We start from the raw sequence: 18998 nt of genomic DNA on the forward strand, positions 1-18998 counted from the left end.
GTCGCCCACCATCGTCCCAGGTGAGTGCTGTGACTGGCCAACGGGCCGATCCGGACGTGGCGGACCTACGGTTACGCCGTGCCCGCACCGATCCCGACGCTGTGCGTCCTCGGCGAGCTGGTCGTCGATCTGCTCCCCGTCCCCGAGGCCGGAGCCGGTCCCACCGGCACCGCCCCCCAGTACGTCGCGCGTCCCGGCGGCAACGCCCTCAACGTCGCGGTGGCGGCCGGCCGGCTGGGCGCGCCGGTGGCACTGGTGGCCCGGCTGGGCACCGGACCGCTGGGCGCCGCCCTGCGACGGCACGCCGAGCTGGCCGGGGTGGACGTGAGCGGCTTCGTCGACGCGGCCGAGCCGGTGAGCCTGGCGGTGATCGGCCTGCACCCCGACGGCTCGCCCGACTACGGCTTCCACGTGCTGGGTGCGGCCGACTGGCAGTGGACCGACGAGGAGTTGGCCCGGTCGCTCCCGGAGCAACCCGCGGTCCTGCACGTGGGCTCCATCTCCAGCTGGACCGAGCCGGGGGCGACGGCCATCGCCGCGCTCGTCGAACGGCTGGCCGGCACGGCGCTCCTCAGCGTCGACCCGAACATCCGCCCGCCGCTGGCCGACGGGCCGGTCGGCGCCACCCTCGGCAACGACCGGGCGGCCGTCACCGCCCGGCTGGACCGGCTGGTCGCGCTGGCCGACGTCGTGAAGGTCAGCGCCGAGGACCTCGCCTGGCTCGAACCGGGGCCTGCGGACCTGGACGACGCCGCACGGCGCTGGGCCGACCGCGGCCCTGCCCTGGTGCTGCTCACCGACGGCGGGGCACCCCTGCGGGTCGCCCGCCCGGGACGCCCGGTGCTGCACCGCGAGTCCCCACGGGTCGACGTGGCCGACACCGTCGGCGCCGGCGACTCGCTCGCCGCCGGGCTGCTCAGCGGGCTGCTCGCCGCCGGCGTCACCGGCCGCGGGGCCCTCGAGGCCCTGGACGACGACCGGTTGCTGGCCCTGGTCGACGACGCAGCTCTCGTCGCGGCCCTGAACTGCACCCGCGTGGGCGCCGATCCGCCCACGCGTGCGGAGGTCGACGCGGCGCGGGCCGCGCTGTGACCGCGCCGGGGAACGTGCGGATCGTCGGCCTCTCGGAGCTGTCGGCGACGACGGTACGGGCGCGGCTGCTCGACCAGCACGACCGCTTCTGGGACACCGACACCCGCTCGCTGCACCACCCCGTGTGGTTCCACCAGTTCGGCGGGTTCGGCGCGCTCGCCATGGACGACGGTGGAACGGACGTGGGCTACGTGCTCGGTGCCGTGACCGCGGACCGGCTGGCCTACCTGCACCTCCTCGCGGTGCGCGAGGACCACCGGCGGGCGTCGCTCGGCCGGCGGCTGTGCCGGTGGTTCGACGAACTGGCCGGAAGCACCGGCGCGCGCGTCGTCCAGGCGGTGACCCGCCCGGACAACGAGGCCGCGCTCGCCCTGCACACGTCGCTGGGCGCCGCCACCCACCTGTCCCGGGACCACGCCGGCCCCGGCGAGGACCGCGTCGTCCTCACGCGGTCCCTCTCGCCGGCCTGATCCCGGCGCCGACGGGCCTCAGCCGTCGGCGGGTACGGCGCCGAGCACCGCGGCCAGGCGAGCGGCCTGCCGATGCCGGTCCAGAGAACGGCCGGGCCGGATCACGACCCCCAGCAGCCAGCGGGCCACGAGCTCGGCGCCGTCGGCATCCGTCCGCAGCGCGTCGGCGAGCCGGTCCCGCAGCAGCGTCCAGGAGTCCGCGTCGACGGACAGCAGGCCCGCGAGCACCTCCGGCTCGGCCTCGGCCAGCCGGCGCAGCACCGGATGGGCGCCCAGCTCGTCGGAGAGCACCGCGAGGGCCTCGACCGGCGGCTGCGCGCCGGCCAGGCCCGTGAGCCGGTCGAGCTCCACGGCCAGCAGGGCGCGGGCCACCTCGTCCTTGGTCCGGAAGTGGTTGTACAGCGTGGCCTTGGCGACGCCGGCGGCCGCCGCGATCGACTGCATGGTGCTGCGCCGGACACCGTGCTCGGCGAAGGCCCGCGCCGCGCCCTCCACCAGCCCGCGCCGGGTCTGGTTCACGACGACGGCCAGCGGACGCTCCCGCGCATCAGGCGGCGAGCGAGACCGCCTCGCCCCGGCGGAGGGCCGAGCGGGCGGGGGCGCCGACCAGGGCCAGGGCGGGCTCGGCCGCCGGGACGGCGGGCTCCTCCACGGACGGCTGCTCCGCGGCGGCCGCCGCGTCGGCGGCATCGGCCGGGGCGGGCTGCGCCAGGGCGCGGACACCACCGGCGCGGGCCACGCGCAGTTCGAGGCTCACCTCGGCCAGGAGGTCGGCCAGCTCCACGTCCAGTGCGTCGCAGATCGACGCCAGCAGCTCGGAGGATGCCTCCTTCTGCCCGCGCTCGACCTCGGAGAGGTAGCCGAGGCTGACCCTCGCCGCGCCCGAGACGTCGCGCAGCGTCCGGCGCTGGCGCAGCCGGTGACCCCGCAGGGTGCTCCCGAGCTGGGTACGCAGCAGCAACATGGCCACTCTCCTGTCCTGCGAGCGGGGCAACAACACTCATGAGCGGCGGACGCTCCCGACGAGCGCCGTGCGCTCACCGTACGCGGCGCTCGGTCCGGTGGCTGGCCCACCGGGCTCGCGTCCTCTCAGGGCGTAACGCGATCACCCCGGCGGGCGTTCCCGCGGCCCGCTCAGCCGAGCCGGGCGAGCAGCGCCTCCATCGCGGCGGCGACGGCGGCGGCACGCACCGTCGCACGGCCGCCCGGCAGGTCCAGCTCCAGCACGTCGGTCGCCCGGCCGTCGGAGACGCCGACGTACACCCGGCCGGGCCGGTGCCCGTCCACGGGTGCCGGCCCGGCGACGCCGGTCAGCCCGACCCCCCAGGTGGCGGTGCAGCGCTCCCGGACGCCCTCGGCGAGGGCGGCCGCGGTCGGGCGGCTCACCGGGCCGTGCGCGTCCAGCACGTCCGTGGGGACGGCGGCCAGCACCGACTTCAGGTCGGTGGCGTAGACGACCACTCCTCCGCGCAACGTCCCGCTCGCGCCCGGGACCTCGGCCAGCGTGGCGCAGAACAGCCCGGCGGTGAGCGACTCGGCGGCCGCGACCGTCTCGCCCCTGCCCAGCAGGGCGGCGTGCAGCCGGGCGGCCGGGTGACCGGCGGGCTCCGACACGACCGTCAGGCGGCGGTGTCGGTGCGCGCGTCGGCGGCGTCGGCACTGCCGGCCGCCGCCCGGCGCGCGGCCGCGGCCTTCATGGCGCGTGCGCTCGTCCGGCGCAGCCGCAGCGCGCGGACGACGTAGTCCAGGCCGGTGACCACGGTCAGCACCACGGCGAGCGCCATCACCCACCACCGCGCCGTGGCCAGGGCACCGCTCATGGGCAGGATGTAGAGCCCGATGGCCAGCGCCTGGGCGACGGTCTTGAGCTTGCCGCCGCGGCTGGCCGCGATCACGCCGTGCCGGATCACCCAGAACCGCAGCACGGTGACGCCGACCTCGCGGACCAGGATCAGCCCCGTGACCCACCAGGGCAGCATCCCGAGTGCGGAGAGACCGATCAGCGCCGTCCCGGTGAGCGCCTTGTCGGCGATCGGGTCGGCCAGCTTGCCGAACTCGGTGACCTGACCGGTGCGCCGGGCGATCATCCCGTCGTACCGGTCGGTGATGATCGCGAGCGCGAAGACCAGGGTGGCCCAGTAGCGGCCCCCGTCGTCGAGGCCCTCGTCGTGGAGCAGCAGGTAGGCGAACACCGGCACCACGGCCAGGCGCAGCACCGTCAGCGCGTTGGGCAGGTTGACGAGGCGCGCCGTCTGCGGCGGCGTCGCGGCCGGGTCCGGCAGCACCTCGCTCATGCCCTAACGACCGGTTCCGGCCACGGCCGGCACGACGGCGCGCGCGACCAGGTCGATGCCCTCGGTGTCCACGACGACCGCCTGGACGACCCGGCCGGCCGAGCCGTCGGGCACCCCGGTGACGGTGGTGGTGCCGTCGGCGTCGGGGTCCTGGTGGGCGGCGTGCCCCACCCACGTGCCCGGTCCCTCGTCGGCGGAGACGTCCTCGGTGAGCAGCACCTCGACGCGGTCGCCGACCCGGTCCTCGGCGCGCTGGGCGGTGAGCTCCTCGACCAGGTCGGTGATCCGCCGGACGCGGGCGTCGATCTCGGTCTGGTCGAGCTTGCCGGGCAGCCCGATCGCCTCGGTGCCCTCCTCGTCGGAGTAGCCGAAGACGCCGACCGCGTCCAGGCGGCCCTCGGTCAGGAACCGCTCGAGTTCGGCGACGTCGTCCTCGGTCTCCCCCGGGAAGCCGAGGATGACGTTGGTGCGGAACCCGGCGCCCGGGGCGAGCGCCCGGGCGCGCTGGATCAGCGCCAGGAAGTCGTCGGTGCCGCCGAACCGGCGCATGCGGCGCAGCAGCGACGGCGACGAGTGCTGGAAGGACAGGTCGAAGTACGGAGCCACCCCAGGCGTTCCGGCGATCAGCTCCAGCAGGCCGGGACGCAGCTCGGCCGGCTGGAGGTAGGCGACCCGGACCCGGGCGATGCCCTCGACGGCGGCCAGCTCCGGCAGCAGCTTCTCCAGCGCGCGGAGGTCGCCGAGGTCCTTGCCGTAGGAGGTGGAGTTCTCGCTGACCAGCACCAGCTCGCGGACGCCCTCGGAGGCCAGCCACTGCGCCTCGCCGAGCACCTCGGCCGGCGGACGGGACACGAACGCGCCGCGGAAGGTCGGGATGGCACAGAACGCGCACCGCCGGTCGCAGCCCGACGCCAGCTTGAGGGCGGCGGTGGGACCGGAGGCCAGCCGCTTGCGGCGCAGCCAGTCGTGACCGGGGATCGCCGGGGCGTCGACCTCGGCCCGGGCGGCGGTGCGCTGGACGGGGCTGATCGGCAGCAGGGTGCGGCGGTCGCGCGGGGTGTGCGGCACCAGCGGGCGGCCGGCGATGACGTCGTCGAGCCGGTCCCCGATCTGGGCGTAGTCATCGAAGCCGAGGACCGTCGCCTCGGGCAGCGCCCCGGCGAGCTCCGAGCCGTACCGCTCGGCCATGCAGCCGACGGCGACCACCGGCGCACCGGAGTCCGTGGCGGCGAGGATCGCGTCGACCGAGTCCTTCTTGGCCGACTCGATGAAGCCGCAGGTGTTGACCAGGACGGCGTCGGCGGCGTCCGCGTCCTCGATGAGCTCGTATCCCCCGGCGGCCAGCCGACCGGCCAGCTCTTCGGAGTCGACCTCGTTGCGGGCGCACCCGAGGGTCACCACCGCCACTTTCCGGGCAGGGTGGGGCGCAGCTGTCACCGGGCCATCGTAGGCGACAGACCCGCGTGCCCCCCGACCCTCGCTCGCTCGTGCCGGGACCCTGCACGAAGGCCGTTCCAGAACGTCACGCGCCGCCGCGCAGGGTGAACATCACGGACTCGAGCTCGTCGGGCTTGATGAGCACGTCGCGTGCCTTGGACCCCTCGGAGGGACCGACGATGCCGCGGCTCTCCATGAGGTCCATGAGCCGGCCGGCCTTGGCGAACCCGACCCGCAGCTTGCGCTGGAGCATCGAGGTCGACCCGAACTGGCTGGTGACGATCAGCTCCACGGCCTGCAGCAGCAGGTCGAGGTCGTTGCCGATGTCCTCGTCGATCTCCTTCTTCTCACCGGCGGCCCCGGCGGAGAAGACCTCCTCGCGGTACTCGGGCTCGGCCTGGCGCTTGGTGAACTCGACGACCGCCTCGATCTCGGCGTCGGTGACGAAGGCGCCCTGCACGCGCATCGGCTTGCCCGCGCCGATCGGCATGAACAGCGCGTCACCCATGCCGATGAGCTTCTCCGCGCCGGGCTGGTCGAGGATGACCCGGCTGTCGGTGAGGCTCGAGGTGGAGAACGCCAGCCGCGAGGGCACGTTGGCCTTGATCAGGCCGGTGACGACGTCGACCGACGGGCGCTGGGTCGCGAGGATCAGGTGGATGCCCGCGGCACGCGCCTTCTGCGTGATGCGGACGATGTGCTCCTCGACGTCGCGCGGGGCCACCATCATCAGGTCGGCGAGCTCGTCGACGATCGTGAGGATGTAGGGGTAGGGGCGGTAGACCCGCTCGCTCCCGGGCGGAGCGGTGATCTCGCCCTTCTCGACCTTGCGGTTGAAGTCGTCGATGTGCCGCACACCCGTGGACTTCATGTCCTGGTAGCGCTGCTCCATCTCCTCGACCAGCCACGCCAGCGCCGTTGCCGCCTTCTTGGGGTCGGTGATGATCGGCGTGATCAGGTGCGGGATGCCGTCGTAGGGCGTGAGCTCGACCATCTTCGGGTCGACCAGGATCATCCGCAGCTGGTCGGGCGTCGACCGCAGCAGCAGCGAGGTCAGGATCGAGTTCACGCAGCTGGACTTACCGGCACCGGTCGCACCGGCCACCAGCAGGTGCGGCATCTTCGCCAGGTTGGCGCAGACGAACCCGCCCTCGATGTCCTTGCCCAGGCCGACCAGCATCGGGTGCGGGTCCTGCTTGGCCGCGCCGGACCGGAGGACGTCGCCGAGGCTGACCTTCTCGCGGTCGGTGTTGGGCACCTCGATGCCCACGGCGGACTTGCCCGGGATGGGCGCGAGGATGCGGATGTTGTCGTTGGCCACCGCGTAGGCCATGTTCTTGGTCAGCTGGGTGATCTTCTCGACCTTGACGCCCTGGCCGAGCTCGACCTCGTAGCGGGTGACCGTCGGGCCGCGGGTGAACCCGGTGACCGCGGCGTCGATGTTGAACTGGTCGAGCACGCCGCTGATCGCCTCGATGGCCACGTCGTTGGCCTTCGAGCGCGCCCGCGGCGGGTCGCCCGGCCGCAGCATGGACAGCGCCGGGAGGACGTAGTCGCCCTCGACCGGCTGGATGGACAGCTGCTGCGGCTCGGTGATCGGCGGCAGGTCCTCCGGCGGGTAGGTGCGGTCGACGACCGGCGGCCGGGCCGGGGCCCGCAGCTCGGTGTGCTCGGGCTCGGTGGTGAGGGTGGCCTCGGCGGCCTCCGCCATCGCTCCGTGGTCGATCGGGCCGGTGGTGAGCAGGTCCTCCGAGAGCTTCCGGCGGGACCTCCGGGTGGCCGGCGCCTCGGTCTCCTCCTCGTACTCGTCGAAGTCGTCGTACCCGTCGTCGTCGTAGTCGTCGCGGCCCAGCAGCCGGTCGGTGAGCTCGCGCAGCCGCTCGGGGATCTGGTGCACCGGCGTCGAGGTGATGACCAGCAGGCCGAAGAAGGCCAGCAGCGAGAGCAGCACGACGGTGACGACGCTGCCCATGCCGGCGACGAGCGGCGTCCCCACGGCCCAGCCGATGAGCCCACCGGACCCGGGCAGGCCGCGCTCGGGGTCGGCGGGATCGCCCACCACCTGGGCGATGCCGAGCACCGAGGCGATCGCGCACAGCCAGCCGATCAGCAGCCGGCCCCGGGCCTCGGGCCGGGGACCGCGGCGCAGCAGCCGGAGAGAGGCGAAGAACAGCACGACGGGCAGGACCATGACCAGCGAGCCGATGACCCACCGGACGCCGTCGGTGAGGGCGACCCCCACCGGGCCGATGCCGTTGCTCCAGGCCGCGGCGCCCAGGACGACGGCCAGGCCGAGGACCGCCAGGCCGACGCCGTCCCGCCGGTGCTCGGGCGCGAGCGGCTCGGCCTCCTCCGGGCGGGCGACCGAGCGGGCCAGACCGCCGGCTCCGCGGGCGAGCAACGCCCAGGTGCCGCTGGCGGCCCGCCAGAGGCTGAAGCCGGCGTCCTTCTTGCGCGCTGGGGGCCGCCGGTTGCCGGAGCGCTTGGCGGGCGGCCGCTTCTTGCTCGCAGCGGTCGAACCCGAGCGGCTCCGGTTGGACGCCGGACGCGTCGACGTGGTGCGGGCAGGCATGCGTCGAACGGTAATCCGCCGGGAGGTCGCGGACGGGCAGGCCGGGCGTCGTGTCCCGCACCCGTCCGCCATCTCATAACGTCACAGGCATGAGCCCCTCGCTCCCTTCCGGCAGCTGGCCGACCCCCCTCACCTCCGAACTCGTGGTCCGCGCGGCCGCCCGCCTCGGCGAGGTGGTGGTGGACGGCACCGACGTGTGGTGGGCGGAGTCGCGCCCGGACGAGGGTGGCCGGACGGTGGTCGTGCGGCGGGCTGCCGACGGCACGGTGTCCGACGTCCTGCCCGCGCCCTGGAACGCCCGCACCCGGGTGCACGAGTACGGCGGCGGCGCGTGGACGGTCGCTGACGGCACGCTGTGGTTCACCGAGTTCTCCGACCAGCGGCTGTACCGACTCGACCGCGGCGGCGACTCCCCCGTGCCGGTGACGCCCGAACCCGAGGTGCCGTCGGGCGTGCGGCACGCCGACCTGCACGTCACCCCGTCCGGGGTGCTCGCCGTGCGCGAGACCCATCCGGCCTCCGGGAGCGCGGCCGACGTCGTCAACGAGGTCGTGCGGATCACCGACGAGGGCACCGAGGTCCTGGTCTCCGGCCCGGACTTCGTCTCCGACCCGCGTCTTGCGCCGGACGGCGTCACGCTCTCCTTCCTGCGGTGGGACCACCCCTCCATGCCCTGGGACGCCGCGCAGCTGGTGGTCCGGGCCGCGGACGGCACCGAGCACGTGCTCGCCGGTGGCCCCGGGGAGTCGGTCGTCCAGCCGACCTGGGGCGAGGACCTGGCGCTGTGGTGGTTCAGCGACCGCACGAACTTCTGGTCGCTGTACCGGAAGCGGCCCCACGAGGCGGCCGAGCTGGTCGTCGACGTGGGAGCCGACATCGCCGGTCCGCAGTGGGTGTTCGGGCAGAGCCGCTTCGCGCTGCTCACCGGCGGCCGGGTGGCGTTCGCCTACGGCCGCGACGGGAGGGACCGGCTCGCCGTCCTCGAGGCGGACGGGAACGTGCGCGAGATCGGCCTCCCGTACGCGGCCCTCCGGAACCTGACGGCAGCCGGCGACGACCTCGTCTGCGTCGCGGGTGGGCCGGACAGCGAGCCGGTGGTCCTGCGCGTGCCCCTCGGCGGGAGCGAGGCGCGAGGCACGGTGCTGCGCCCGGCGCGCGACCTGGGCGTGGACCCGGCCTGGTTCGCCGTCCCCGAGCACGTCACGTTCCCGACCGAGGACGCCGGCACCGGGATCGGCGAGGCGCATGCGCTGGTCTACCCGCCGACCAACCCGGACGTCTCCGCCCGCGACGGCGACCTGCCCCCGCTGCTCGTCGTCGTCCACGGCGGACCCACCTCGGCCGCCTCCCCCGTGCTCAACCTCGCCGTCCAGTACTGGACCTCGCGCGGGTTCTGCGTCGCCGACGTCGACTACCGGGGATCGACGGGTTACGGGCGCCGGTACCGGGACGCGCTGCAGGGCCGGTGGGGCGTGGTCGACCTGGACGACGTCGTCGCGTGCGCGCGGTTCCTCGCCGACGCCGGCCGGGTCGACCCTGCCCGCATGGCCATCCGCGGGGGCTCGGCCGGCGGCTACACCACGCTGGCGGCCCTCTCCATGCGCCCGGGCGTCTTCACCGCGGGGGCCAGCCACTTCGGCGTCGCCGATCTGGGCGCGCTGGCGGCGGAGACGCACAAGTTCGAGTCCCGCTACCTCGACGGCCTGGTCGCCCCGTGGCCCTCGGGCAAGGCGGTCTACGACGAGCGCTCCCCCATCAACCACGTCGACACCCTCGACACTCCACTGGCCGTGTTCCAGGGCGAGGAGGACGCCGTCGTGCCCCCGGCGCAGGCCGAGGCGATCGTGGCCGCACTCCGGGAGAAGGGCGTGCCGCACGCCTACCTGCTGTTCCCCGGCGAGCAGCACGGGTTCCGCAAGGCCGAGAACATCCGGGCCGCCCTGGACGGCGAGCTGTCCTTCTACGCCCAGGTCTGGGGGTTCGACCTGCCCGCCGACGAGGGCATCCAGCCGATCCCCCTGCTGCCCTCCGGGCCGCACTCGGCATGATCATCCGCCCCGCGCGCGAGCAGGACCTGCCGCTGCTGCGCGAGATCGAGCGCGCCGCCGGCCGGTCCTTCGCCGCACTGGGCATGGACCTGGTCGCCGACGACGAGCCGCCGTCCCTGGACGCCCTGCGGGAGTACGGGGAGGCCGGCCGGGCCTGGGTGCGCACCGACGCCGGCGACCGCCCGGTGGCCTACCTGCTGGCCGACGTCGTCGACGCCTGCGCCCACCTGGAGCAGGTGAGCGTGCACCCCGACGCCGCGGGGTCGGGTCACGGCCGGGAACTGGTCGAGCACCTGGTCGCCTGGGCCCGCGAGCGGGACCTGCCCGCGGTCACGCTCACCACGTACACCGACGTGCCCTGGAACGGCCCCTACTACCGGCGGCTGGGCTTCCGGTTCCTGGACGCGGACGAGCTCGGCCCGGGGCTGCGCGGGATCCGCCGCACCGAGGCCGCCCGGGGCCTGGACCGGTGGCCCCGGGCGGCGATGCGACGCGAGGTCAGACCTCCAGCACCGTCGGGATGATCATCGGACGACGGCGGTGCTTGTCCGACACCCACTTGCCGACGGTCCGGCGGATGATCTGCGACATCCGGTGCGGGTCGACGTCGTCGTCCTGCAGCGCCCGCCGCAGGTTGTCCTCGACCAGGCGCAGCACCTCGTCGAAGGCCGCCGGGTCGTCGGAGAAGCCCTTGGTCGACAGGTGCACCGGCCGCACGATCGTGCGGGTGGAGGGCTCCACCACCACGGTCAGCGCCACGAAGCCCTCGTCGCCGAGGATGCGGCGGGCCTGCAGCGACTCCTCGCCGACGTCCCCGACGTTGAGCCCGTCGACGTAGACGTCGCCGATGGGCACGCTGCCGACGATCGAGGCCTTGCCGTCGACGAGGTCGACGACGACGCCGTCCTCCGCCAGGAGGATCCGGTCGGTGGCCATGCCGGTCTCCTCGGCGAGCTTGGCGTGCGCCCGCAGGTGGCGCCACTCCCCGTGCACCGGCATGAGGTACTTCGGCTTGGCGACGTTGAGCAGCGTGCGCAGCTCGCCGGCGGGGGCGTGCCCGGAGACGTGCACCCGCGCGGTCTCCTTGTGCACGACCGTGGCGCCGAGCCGGGCCAGGCCGTTGATCACCTTGTAGACGGCGGTCTCGTTGCCCGGCACCAGCGACGAGGCCAGGACGACGGTGTCGCCGGCCTGGATGGTGACCTGGTGGTGGTCGCCGCGGGCCATGCGGCCCAGCGCGGACAGCGGCTCCCCCTGCGAGCCGGTGCTCACCAGCACCACCTGCTCGGGCGGCATCTTGGCGGCGTCGTCCAGGGAGACCATGAGGCCGGGGGCCATGTGCAGCAGGCCGAGGTCGCGGGCGACTCCCATGTTGCGGACCATCGAGCGGCCCACGAGCGCCACCTTGCGCCCGTGCTTGTGCGCGCAGTCGAGCACCTGCTGGATGCGGTGCACGTGGCTGGCGAAGCTGGAGACGATCAGCCGCTGGGTGGCGCGGGCGAAGACGTCGTCGAGGACCGGGCCGATGCTGCGCTCGGGGGTGACGAAGCCCGGGACCTCGGCGTTGGTCGAGTCGGCCAGCAGCAGGTCGATGCCCGAGACGCCGAGCCGGGCGAAGGCGCCCAGGTCGGTGAGGACGCCGTCGAGCGGCAGCTGGTCCATCTTGAAGTCGCCGGTGTGCACCAGTAGCCCGGCCGGGGTGTGCACCGCGACGGCCAGCGCGTCGGGGATCGAGTGGTTCACCGAGATGAACTCGCAGTGGAACGCGCCGGCCAGGTGGTCGTCACCGGCGGCGACCTCGACGAGCACCGGGTCGATGCGGTGCTCGCGCAGCTTGGCCTTGACCAGCGCCAGCGTGAAGCGGGACCCGACCAGCGGGATGTCGCCGCGCATGCGCAGCAGGTAGGGGATGGCGCCGATGTGGTCCTCGTGCCCGTGGGTGAGGACGACGGCGGTGATGTCGTCGAGGCGGTGCTCGATGACGCCGAAGTCGGGCAGGATCAGGTCGATGCCGGGCTGGTCGGCCTCGGGGAAGAGCACCCCGCAGTCGATGACCAGCAGCTGCCCGTCGAACTCGAGGACCGCCATGTTGCGGCCGATCTCGCCCAGTCCGCCCAGCGCCATCACGCGCAGCCCACCCTCGGGCAGCGGCGGCGGGGCCTTGAGGTCCAGGTGCGGCTGGGTGGCCACGCCACTCATCGGGTGCCACTCACAGTTGAATGCCTCCGTCGGCGAGGTCGATGCGCAGTTGCGCGAGCTGTTCGTCGGTCGCCTCGACCAGCGGCGGCCGCAAGGGGCCGGCCGGCAGGCCGAGAGCGTTGAGCGCCGCCTTGACCAGGATCGCGCCCTGGGTGCGGAAGATGCCGGTGTAGACCGGCAGCAGGCTGTCGTTCACGGCGCGGGCCCGAGCCAGGTCGCCGGCCTCGACGGCGGCGATCAGCTCGGCGAGCCGGGGGCCGACGAGGTGACCGACGACGCTGACCACACCGACGCCGCCCATGGCCAGGATCGGCAGGTTCAGCATGTCGTCACCGCTGTAGAAGGCCAGGTCGGTGCGCGCCCGGGTCCACGCCAGCGCGCCGAAGTCGCCCTTGGCGTCCTTCACCGCGACGATCCGCGGGTGCTCGGCGAGGCGCACCAGGGTCTCGACCTCGATCGGGACCGCCGAGCGGTGCGGGATGTCGTAGAGCATGACCGGCAGATCGGTGCCGTCGGCGACCGCGGTGAAGTGCCGCAGGAGTCCGGCCTGCGGAGGCTTGCTGTAGTACGGGGTGACGACCAGCAGACCGTCGGCGCCCAGCCGCTCGGCGGCCCGCGCCCGCTCGATCGTGTGGGCGGTGTCGTTGGTGCCGACGCCCGCGAGGACGGTGGCACGGTCACCGACCGCGTCGATCACCGCCTCCAGGACGGCGTGCGACTCGCCGTCGCTCATCGTGGGCGCCTCACCGGTCGTGCCGAGGACGGCGAGGCCGTCGTGCGCCTGACGGTCGACGAGGTGCGCGGCCAGCTCCTGGGCGCCGGCGAGGTCGATCGACCCGTCCTCGGTCAGCGGCGTGACCATCGCCGTCAGCACACGCCCGAAGGGCCGGGCGGGGTCGGTGGTCATGGGCTGAATCTACCGAGCCGTGCGCGGAGGCACGGTCCCGGTCGCGTCGGCACGCTCGTACTCGGTCACGGCATAGCGCAGCCCGGCGGACGCGGACTCGGCCCAGCCGCTGTCCGGGCTGCGCACCGTGCGGACCCAGCCCGCGTCCAGCGCCGGCGCCCACGTGTCGCCGTCCACCTCGACGTCGACGTCGGTGACGACCAGCCGGTCGGCGTGCGGCAGGAAAGCCGCGTACACCGCCTGGCCGCCGATCACCCAGAACTCCTCGTGCTCCGCCAGCACCTGCTCCACCGACGCCGCGGTCTGCGCCCCGTCCGCGGCCCAGGTGCGGTCGGTGGTGAGGACGACGTTGGTCCGGCCGGGCAGCGGACGGAAGCGCTCCGGCAGCGACTCCCAGGTGCGCCGGCCCATGACGACCGTCGAGCCCATCGTCACCCTGCGGAAGAGCGCAGAGTCCTCGGGCAGGTGCCACGGCAGTGCGCCGTCGACGCCGATCACTCCCCCGCGGGCCTGGGCCCACACCATGCCGACGGCCATCCGGGCGCGCCCGGTCAGACGGCCACGGCGCCGCGGATGGCGGGGTGGTGGTCGTAGTCGCGCAGGGTGAAGTGGTCGTAGGTGTACTCGAACAGCGACGGCGCGGGGGCCAGCTCCAGGGTGGGGAACGGCTTCGGCGCGCGGGTGAGCTGCTCGGTCACCTGCGCGACGTGGTTGCTGTAGACGTGGCAGTCCCCGCCCACCCAGACGAAGTCGCCGGGCTCGAGGCCGACCTGGGCGGCGACCATGCGGGTCAGCAGCGCGTAGCTGGCGATGTTGAACGGCACGCCGAGGAACATGTCCGCGCTGCGCTGGTAGAGCTGGCAGGAGAGCTTGCCGTCGGCCACGTAGAACTGGAACAGCGCGTGGCACGGCGCCAGCGCCATCTCCGGCAGGGCGCCGACGTTCCACGCCGAGACGATCATGCGCCGGGAGTCCGGGTCCGAGCGCAGCGTCTCCAGGACGTTCGTGATCTGGTCGATCTGCTGCCCGTCCGGCGTCGGCCACGACCGCCACTGGACGCCGTAGACAGGGCCGAGCTCCCCCTCGGGCGAGGCCCACTCGTCCCAGATCGTGACGCCCTGGTCGCGGAGCCAGCCCACGTTGCTGTCCCCGCGCAGGAACCACAGCAGCTCGACGGCGATCGACTTGAAGTGCACCTTCTTCGTCGTCACCAGCGGGAAGCGCTCGGACAGGTCGTACCGCAGCCGCTCCCCGAACAGGCTGACCGTGCCGGTGCCGGTGCGGTCCTGCTTCGGCGTGCCCTGCTCCAGGATCCGGCGCAGGAGGTCCTCGTACTGGGTGTCGATCGGCGCTGCCACGGCCCCGAGACTACGGCCGGGGTCCGACCGCCGGCAGCCGCCCGGCGCATGCGCCCCAGGCGGCTCAGCCCTCCCCCACGAGCGGGCTGGCGGCCACCTCGCTGCCGTCGGCCAGGGTGCTGATCCGGAAGTCGCCGAACACGTTGCCCGCCACCCGCTGCAGCTCCCGGAGGCAGGCGATGGCCAGCGCCCGGATCTCGACGTCGGCGTGCTCGCTGGCCCGCATGGCCACGAAGTGCCGCCAGGCGCGGTAGTTGCCCGTGACCACGATCCGTGTCCCGGTGGCGTTGGGCAGCACGGAACGGGCCGCCTGCCGGGCCTGCTTGCGCCGGAGGGTGGCGTCGGTCGCGTCCGCGAAGCGCTGCTCCAGGCCGGCCAGCAGCTGGTCGTAGGCCGCCAGGGCCGCCTCGGTGGACGCCAGGAACAGCGCGTGCAGCTCCGGATCCTCGGCGATGACGGCCGGCTCGACCATCTCGGCCTCGTGCTCGGGCACGTAGCGCTGGGACAGCTGGCTGTAGGAGAAGTGCCGGTGCCGCACGAGCTCGTGGGTCAGCGACCGGGAGACGCCGGTGAGGTACATGCTCACGGTGCCGTGCTCGAGCACCGAGAGGTGCCCGACCTCGAGGATGTGCCGCAGGTACCCGGCATTGGTCGCGGTGGCCGGGTTGGGCTTGCTCCACGACTGGTAGCAGGCGCGTCCGGCGAACTCGGCCAGCGCCTGACCGCCCTCGGCGTCGGTCTCCCACGGGACGTCGGCCGGCGGGGTGAACTGCGTCTGGGCGACGACCTGGACCTTCAGCGGCACGATCTCGGGCACGCCGCCGAGCGTACGGCGGGCGCGGCGGCTCCCCCGGGACCCGGCAGACTGGGCGCCGTGGAGTGGCTGGGCACCGCCGCGGCGGTCGCGGGCGGACTGCTCCTGCTCTGGGGGGCCCTGCTCCTCCTGGTCTGGCGGTCGCGCAGCCTGGCCCCGCGCGAGGCGCTGCGGCTGCTGCCCGACCTGGTCCGGCTCGTCCGCCGGCTGGCCGCCGACCGGTCGCTGCCGCGCGGGATCCGGATCCGGCTCTGGCTGCTGCTGGTCTACCTGGTCTCCCCGCTGGACCTGGTACCCGACGTCATCCCGCTCCTGGGCCACGCCGACGACGTCGTGCTCGTGGCCTGGACGCTGCGCTCGGTCACCCGGCGGGCCGGCGCCGGGGCGCTGGCCCGGCACTGGCCCGGTGAACCGGCCGGGCTGGCGCTCGTCAGCCGGCTGGCGGGGCTGCCGCCCGCGACCCCGCCGCCCGGCTGACCGGCGCGGCCCGTCGCCGCGCCTGGCCCTGGGCGCCGGGCAGCGGCAGGCTGCCCCCATGAGGACATCGAGCTGGTCATCCGTGCTCCACAGACTGCGGCCCTGGTTCGTCGGCTGGTTCACCTTCCAGGCGGTCGTGGCGCTCGCCGGGTTCCTCACCGCCTGGCGCCGGAACGAGGGGGACGCGACCAGCCCGAGCATCCGCCGGGTCGTCACCCACAACGGCCTGGAGCTGCGCCCCACCAACCCGGACCTGTCCCGGCTGCGCGTGGACCTGGCCATGGCCGGCGGCGAGATCGACCTGACCGCCCTCCCCCTGCCGGCGCACGGCATCGACCTCACGGTGCGCATGGGCATGGCCGGCCTGGCGGTCCGGGTGCCGGCGGAGTGGCGGGTCTGGTGGCGGTTCCGGGGCGTGGGTGGCATCGGCGCCGACGGCGCCGTGCAGCGCACCCGCGACGAGCACGCCGCCGACCTGCGCATCCACGCCGTGGTCGTGCTGGGCGGCATCGGCGTCGAGTCGGGTGGGCTCAGCGCCTCGCCACCACCCGGCTGAGCTCACCGGCCAGGTCGCCGCGCTCCCCCACGACGACGTCGTCCAGTTCCAGCCAGTCGGCCATCATCCGCAGCTCGGCGGCGAGCTCACCGGCGACCTCACCGCGCTCGACGCCGTCCTCGGCGAAGGCGGACTGCACACGCAGCACCGACGCCTGGCGGTCGGCCTTGAGGTCGACCCGCCCCACCAGCCGGTCCCCCAGCAGGAAGGGCAGCACGTAGTAGCCGTGCACCCGCTTGGGCGCCGGGGTGTAGATCTCCAGCCGGTAGCGGAAGCCGAAGATCCGCTCCACCCGCGGACGCTCCCAGACCAGGGAGTCGAACGGGCTCAGCAGCGCACGGGCCCGGATCCAGCGCGGACGGTGCGCCGCCGCGTCCAGCCAGGCCGGCCGCCCCCAGCCGTCCACCTCCACAGCGACCAGCTCACCGGTGTCGGCGAGCTCGGCGATCGCCGCGCGCGCGTCGGCCGGCGTCAGCCGGAAGTAGTCCCGCAGGTCCTTCTCGGTGGCGACGCCGAGGGCGCGAGCGGCGGTGCGGACGAGCTCCCGGACGGCGTCCGCACGGTCGGGCACCGGCTGGGCCAGTACCGCCGCCGGGAGGACCCGCTCGGTGAGGTCGTAGACCCGCTCGAAGCCGGCCGTCCGCCCCCGGGCGGTCAGCACCCCGGTGAAGAACAGGTACTCCAGCGCCGCCTTGCCGGCGTGCCAGTTCCACATGCTGCCCGGCCGATCGGGACGGGCCTCGCCCAGCTCGGCGGCGCGCAGCGGTCCACCAGCGCGCACCCGCTCGACGAGGGCGGCGACGTACTCGGGCCGTTCCCGGGCCACCCGGGTCATCGATCCCCAGGCCTCGCTGTCGGCCGCGGCCATGCGCCAGCGGAGGTAGGGGTGCAACCGCACCGGCAGGAAGGACGCCTCGTGCGCCCAGTACTCGAACACCGTCCCCCGGCCGTTCGTGAGCGCGTCCAGCGCCTCGCGCGGATAGGGACCGAGCCGGCTGAAGAAGGGCAGGTAGTGCGACCGCGACAGCACGTTCACCGAGTCGATCTGCACGACGCCCAGCCGCTGGGCCACGCCGCGCAGCTGCCGGGTGCCGACCGGCGTCGACGGGCGCGGCGCGGCGAACCCCTGGGCGGCCAGCGCGATCCGCCTCGCCAGCGCGGCCGGAAGTCGCCGCGCGTCGGTCACGGGGCAATCCTGCCGTCAGCCACCGACATCCCGCTCGGGGTGTCCTGCCTAGGCTCGCGGCGTGGACCCGAGCCCGTTCCCCCGCCTGACCGGTTCGGCCGACGTGTCGGTGCGCCCCGCCCGTCCGGAGGACGCCGCGGACATCGCCCGGGTCCAGGCGGTCGCCTGGCGCACGGCCTACCGTTCGCTGCTGCCCGTCGAGCTCCTCGACACCTGGGACGAGGACGCCGCCGCGCGGACCTGGCGGGCCGCCGTCGAGGCTCCTCCCACGCCGGCGCACCTCGTGCTGGTGGCCCTCGAGGGGAACACCGTCGTCGGCTTCACCGCGGTCGGCCCCGCGGAGCTGACCGACGGGGAGGTCGCGGACCCGGCCGCTCCGACGTCCGACATCTCGACGCTGCTGGTCGAGCCCCGCTGGGGGCGTCGGGGCCACGGCAGCCGGCTGCTGGCGGCGGCGGTCGACGTGGTCCGCTCCCAGGGCGTGACCCGGCTGCGCACCTGGCTGCCGGAGTCCGACGAGGTCTCCGCATCGTTCTACGAGTCGGCCGGCTGGGAGCCCGACGGCTGGGCGCGGACCCTCGACACCGGCGGCGAGCCCCTGCGCGAGCTCCGCTGGCACACCCTCCTGGACGGCGACGAGGGAGATCCGGCATGAGTTTCACCGGCTTCCCCGACGAGGGCCTCGTCTTCTACGAACGCCTGGAGGCGGACAACACCAAGACCTTCTGGACGGCGCACCGGAGCGAGTACGAGTCCTTCGTCCGCGGCCCCGTGCTGGCGCTCCTGGAGGAGCTCGGGGCAGAGTTCGGGACCGCCAAGGTGTTCCGCCCCTACCGCGACGTCCGGTTCTCCCACGACAAGACGCCGTACAAGACGCACCAGGGCGCGGTGGTCACGCCCGAGGGGCGAGGCGCCGGCTCCTGGTACGTGCAGATCTCCGCCGACGGGCTCATGGTCTCCGGCGGCAGCTGGCGACTCGAGAGCGACCAGGTGGCCCGGTACCGGCGCGCCGTCGCCGACCCCGTGCAGGGCGCCCGTCTGGAGCAGGAGATCGAGCGGCTGAAGGCCGCGGGCTGGGAGATCGAGGGCGACCGGCTCGTGCGCGTCCCGGCCGGCTACGCGGCGGACGCCGACCGGCTCGACCTGCTCAAGCACAAGGCGCTGCACGCCACCCGGCGCTGGACGCCGGAGGACTGGCTGCACACCCGCGACGTCCTGGACCGGGTACGCGACTCCTGGCGGGACCTGGCACCGCTGAACTCGTGGCTGGCCGACAACGTCGGCGCCACGACGAAGGAACCCCGCCGCTGAGCCCGGGGCCGGCCGACCCAGAGCCGGCTGCTCCACCCCCGCGAACCAGCGGCCTGCTTCTTCGCGGTTTCGCGGCCTGCGTTTCCGCGGTGATGCAGGGGTCCGGGAATGCCGAAAGGGCCCCAGCACGGATGCTGGGGCCCAATCGGTGAATAGTTGTCCGGCGGCGTCCTACTCTCCCACCCCGTCTCCAGGGCAGTACCATCGGCGCTGAGAGGCTTAGCTTCCGGGTTCGGAATGAGACCGGGCGTTTCCCTCTCGCCATGACCGCCGTAAC

The 18998-nt window shown here is 74.1% G+C and carries 20 protein-coding genes and 1 rRNA gene; 8 read left to right on the plus strand and 13 right to left on the minus strand.

The genetic code is table 11. The annotated features are described in order from the left end of the window. Positions 1–78: 78 nt before the first annotated feature. Both ACI793_RS09525 and ACI793_RS09530 read left to right on the plus strand, forming a co-directional pair. Positions 79–1092: a PfkB family carbohydrate kinase gene (locus ACI793_RS09525; protein ID WP_456606139.1), complete on the plus strand. Its 1014-nt coding sequence runs from the start codon at positions 79–81 to the stop codon at positions 1090–1092. Next, positions 1089–1562 carry a GNAT family N-acetyltransferase gene (locus ACI793_RS09530; protein WP_456606140.1) on the plus strand — a complete coding sequence of 158 codons (474 nt, stop codon included), beginning with the start codon at positions 1089–1091 and terminating at the stop codon, positions 1560–1562. The genes ACI793_RS09525 and ACI793_RS09530 overlap by 4 nt, the downstream gene beginning before the upstream one ends. Positions 1563–1580: 18 nt before the next feature. On the opposite strand, the gene ACI793_RS09535 is transcribed toward ACI793_RS09530, so the two are convergent. The 6 genes from ACI793_RS09535 to ACI793_RS09560 form a co-directional block, all read right to left on the minus strand. After that, a complete protein-coding gene (locus tag ACI793_RS09535; protein ID WP_456606141.1) occupies positions 1581–2081 on the minus strand; it encodes a TetR family transcriptional regulator in 501 nt (166 codons plus the stop codon). A 28-nt stretch (positions 2082–2109) separates the two neighbouring features. Next, positions 2110–2526 (minus strand): helix-turn-helix domain-containing protein, encoded by a 417-nt coding sequence (locus tag ACI793_RS09540; RefSeq protein WP_456606142.1) that lies wholly within the window; start codon positions 2524–2526, stop codon positions 2110–2112. 170 nt (positions 2527–2696) lie between these two features. Beyond that, positions 2697–3176, minus strand: a complete 480-nt coding sequence (locus ACI793_RS09545) for a CinA family protein (RefSeq protein WP_456606143.1) — start codon at positions 3174–3176, stop codon at positions 2697–2699. A gap of 5 nt (positions 3177–3181) precedes the next feature. After that, on the minus strand, positions 3182–3856 hold the full coding sequence (gene pgsA / locus ACI793_RS09550) for a CDP-diacylglycerol--glycerol-3-phosphate 3-phosphatidyltransferase (RefSeq protein WP_456606144.1): 675 nt from the start codon (positions 3854–3856) through the stop codon (positions 3182–3184). A 3-nt stretch (positions 3857–3859) separates the two neighbouring features. Then, positions 3860–5263 (minus strand): 30S ribosomal protein S12 methylthiotransferase RimO, encoded by a 1404-nt coding sequence (gene rimO, locus ACI793_RS09555; protein ID WP_456606145.1) that lies wholly within the window; start codon positions 5261–5263, stop codon positions 3860–3862. Between the two features lie 115 nt (positions 5264–5378). Continuing rightward, on the minus strand, positions 5379–7865 hold the full coding sequence (locus ACI793_RS09560; RefSeq protein ID WP_456606146.1) for a DNA translocase FtsK 4TM domain-containing protein: 2487 nt from the start codon (positions 7863–7865) through the stop codon (positions 5379–5381). An 89-nt stretch (positions 7866–7954) separates the two neighbouring features. Here ACI793_RS09560 and ACI793_RS09565 point away from each other — a divergent pair, with 89 nt between their 5' ends. Both ACI793_RS09565 and ACI793_RS09570 read left to right on the plus strand, forming a co-directional pair. Beyond that, positions 7955–9913: a prolyl oligopeptidase family serine peptidase gene (locus ACI793_RS09565; RefSeq protein ID WP_456606147.1), complete on the plus strand. Its 1959-nt coding sequence runs from the start codon at positions 7955–7957 to the stop codon at positions 9911–9913. Then, positions 9910–10437, plus strand: coding sequence for a GNAT family N-acetyltransferase (locus tag ACI793_RS09570; RefSeq protein ID WP_456606148.1), 528 nt, complete (start codon positions 9910–9912; stop codon positions 10435–10437). Before ACI793_RS09565 ends, ACI793_RS09570 begins: the two co-directional genes overlap by 4 nt. Here the strand turns inward: ACI793_RS09570 and ACI793_RS09575 are convergent. The 5 genes from ACI793_RS09575 to thyX form a co-directional block, all read right to left on the minus strand. Further along, positions 10412–12112, minus strand: a complete 1701-nt coding sequence (locus ACI793_RS09575; protein WP_456606149.1) for a ribonuclease J — start codon at positions 12110–12112, stop codon at positions 10412–10414. The two genes, ACI793_RS09570 and ACI793_RS09575, sit on opposite strands and share 26 nt — an antisense overlap. Positions 12113–12122: 10 nt before the next feature. Beyond that, a complete protein-coding gene (gene dapA / locus ACI793_RS09580; protein ID WP_456606150.1) occupies positions 12123–13019 on the minus strand; it encodes a 4-hydroxy-tetrahydrodipicolinate synthase in 897 nt (298 codons plus the stop codon). A 9-nt stretch (positions 13020–13028) separates the two neighbouring features. After that, the gene (locus ACI793_RS09585; RefSeq protein WP_456606151.1) at positions 13029–13556 is read right to left on the minus strand and encodes a dihydrofolate reductase; all 528 of its coding nucleotides are present in this window, start codon (positions 13554–13556) and stop codon (positions 13029–13031) included. A gap of 14 nt (positions 13557–13570) precedes the next feature. Next, positions 13571–14377, minus strand: a complete 807-nt coding sequence (locus tag ACI793_RS09590; protein ID WP_456606152.1) for a thymidylate synthase — start codon at positions 14375–14377, stop codon at positions 13571–13573. A gap of 64 nt (positions 14378–14441) precedes the next feature. Beyond that, complete coding sequence (gene thyX / locus ACI793_RS09595; protein WP_456606153.1) at positions 14442–15194, minus strand: FAD-dependent thymidylate synthase; 753 nt, start codon at positions 15192–15194, stop codon at positions 14442–14444. Positions 15195–15251: 57 nt separating this feature from the next. Between thyX and ACI793_RS09600 the strand changes: the two genes are divergently transcribed. Both ACI793_RS09600 and ACI793_RS09605 read left to right on the plus strand, forming a co-directional pair. Beyond that, positions 15252–15668, plus strand: a complete 417-nt coding sequence (locus ACI793_RS09600; RefSeq protein WP_456606154.1) for a YkvA family protein — start codon at positions 15252–15254, stop codon at positions 15666–15668. 82 nt (positions 15669–15750) lie between these two features. After that, positions 15751–16224 carry a hypothetical protein gene (locus ACI793_RS09605; RefSeq protein ID WP_456606155.1) on the plus strand — a complete coding sequence of 158 codons (474 nt, stop codon included), beginning with the start codon at positions 15751–15753 and terminating at the stop codon, positions 16222–16224. On the opposite strand, the gene ACI793_RS09610 is transcribed toward ACI793_RS09605, so the two are convergent. Then, the gene (locus ACI793_RS09610; protein WP_456606156.1) at positions 16199–17410 is read right to left on the minus strand and encodes a winged helix-turn-helix domain-containing protein; all 1212 of its coding nucleotides are present in this window, start codon (positions 17408–17410) and stop codon (positions 16199–16201) included. The two genes, ACI793_RS09605 and ACI793_RS09610, sit on opposite strands and share 26 nt — an antisense overlap. A 61-nt stretch (positions 17411–17471) precedes the next feature. Here ACI793_RS09610 and ACI793_RS09615 point away from each other — a divergent pair, with 61 nt between their 5' ends. Together ACI793_RS09615 and ACI793_RS09620 are read left to right on the plus strand one after the other, a co-directional pair. Then, positions 17472–18065, plus strand: a complete 594-nt coding sequence (locus ACI793_RS09615; RefSeq protein ID WP_456606157.1) for an N-acetyltransferase family protein — start codon at positions 17472–17474, stop codon at positions 18063–18065. Then, positions 18062–18721: a DUF2461 domain-containing protein gene (locus tag ACI793_RS09620; RefSeq protein WP_456606158.1), complete on the plus strand. Its 660-nt coding sequence runs from the start codon at positions 18062–18064 to the stop codon at positions 18719–18721. The genes ACI793_RS09615 and ACI793_RS09620 overlap by 4 nt, the downstream gene beginning before the upstream one ends. Before the next feature lie 158 nt (positions 18722–18879). Here the strand turns inward: ACI793_RS09620 and rrf are convergent. Next, positions 18880–18996 (minus strand): 5S ribosomal RNA (gene rrf / locus ACI793_RS09625). Positions 18997–18998: the final 2 nt, after the last annotated feature.

This window comes from Blastococcus sp. SYSU DS0617, from assembly GCF_054051075.1.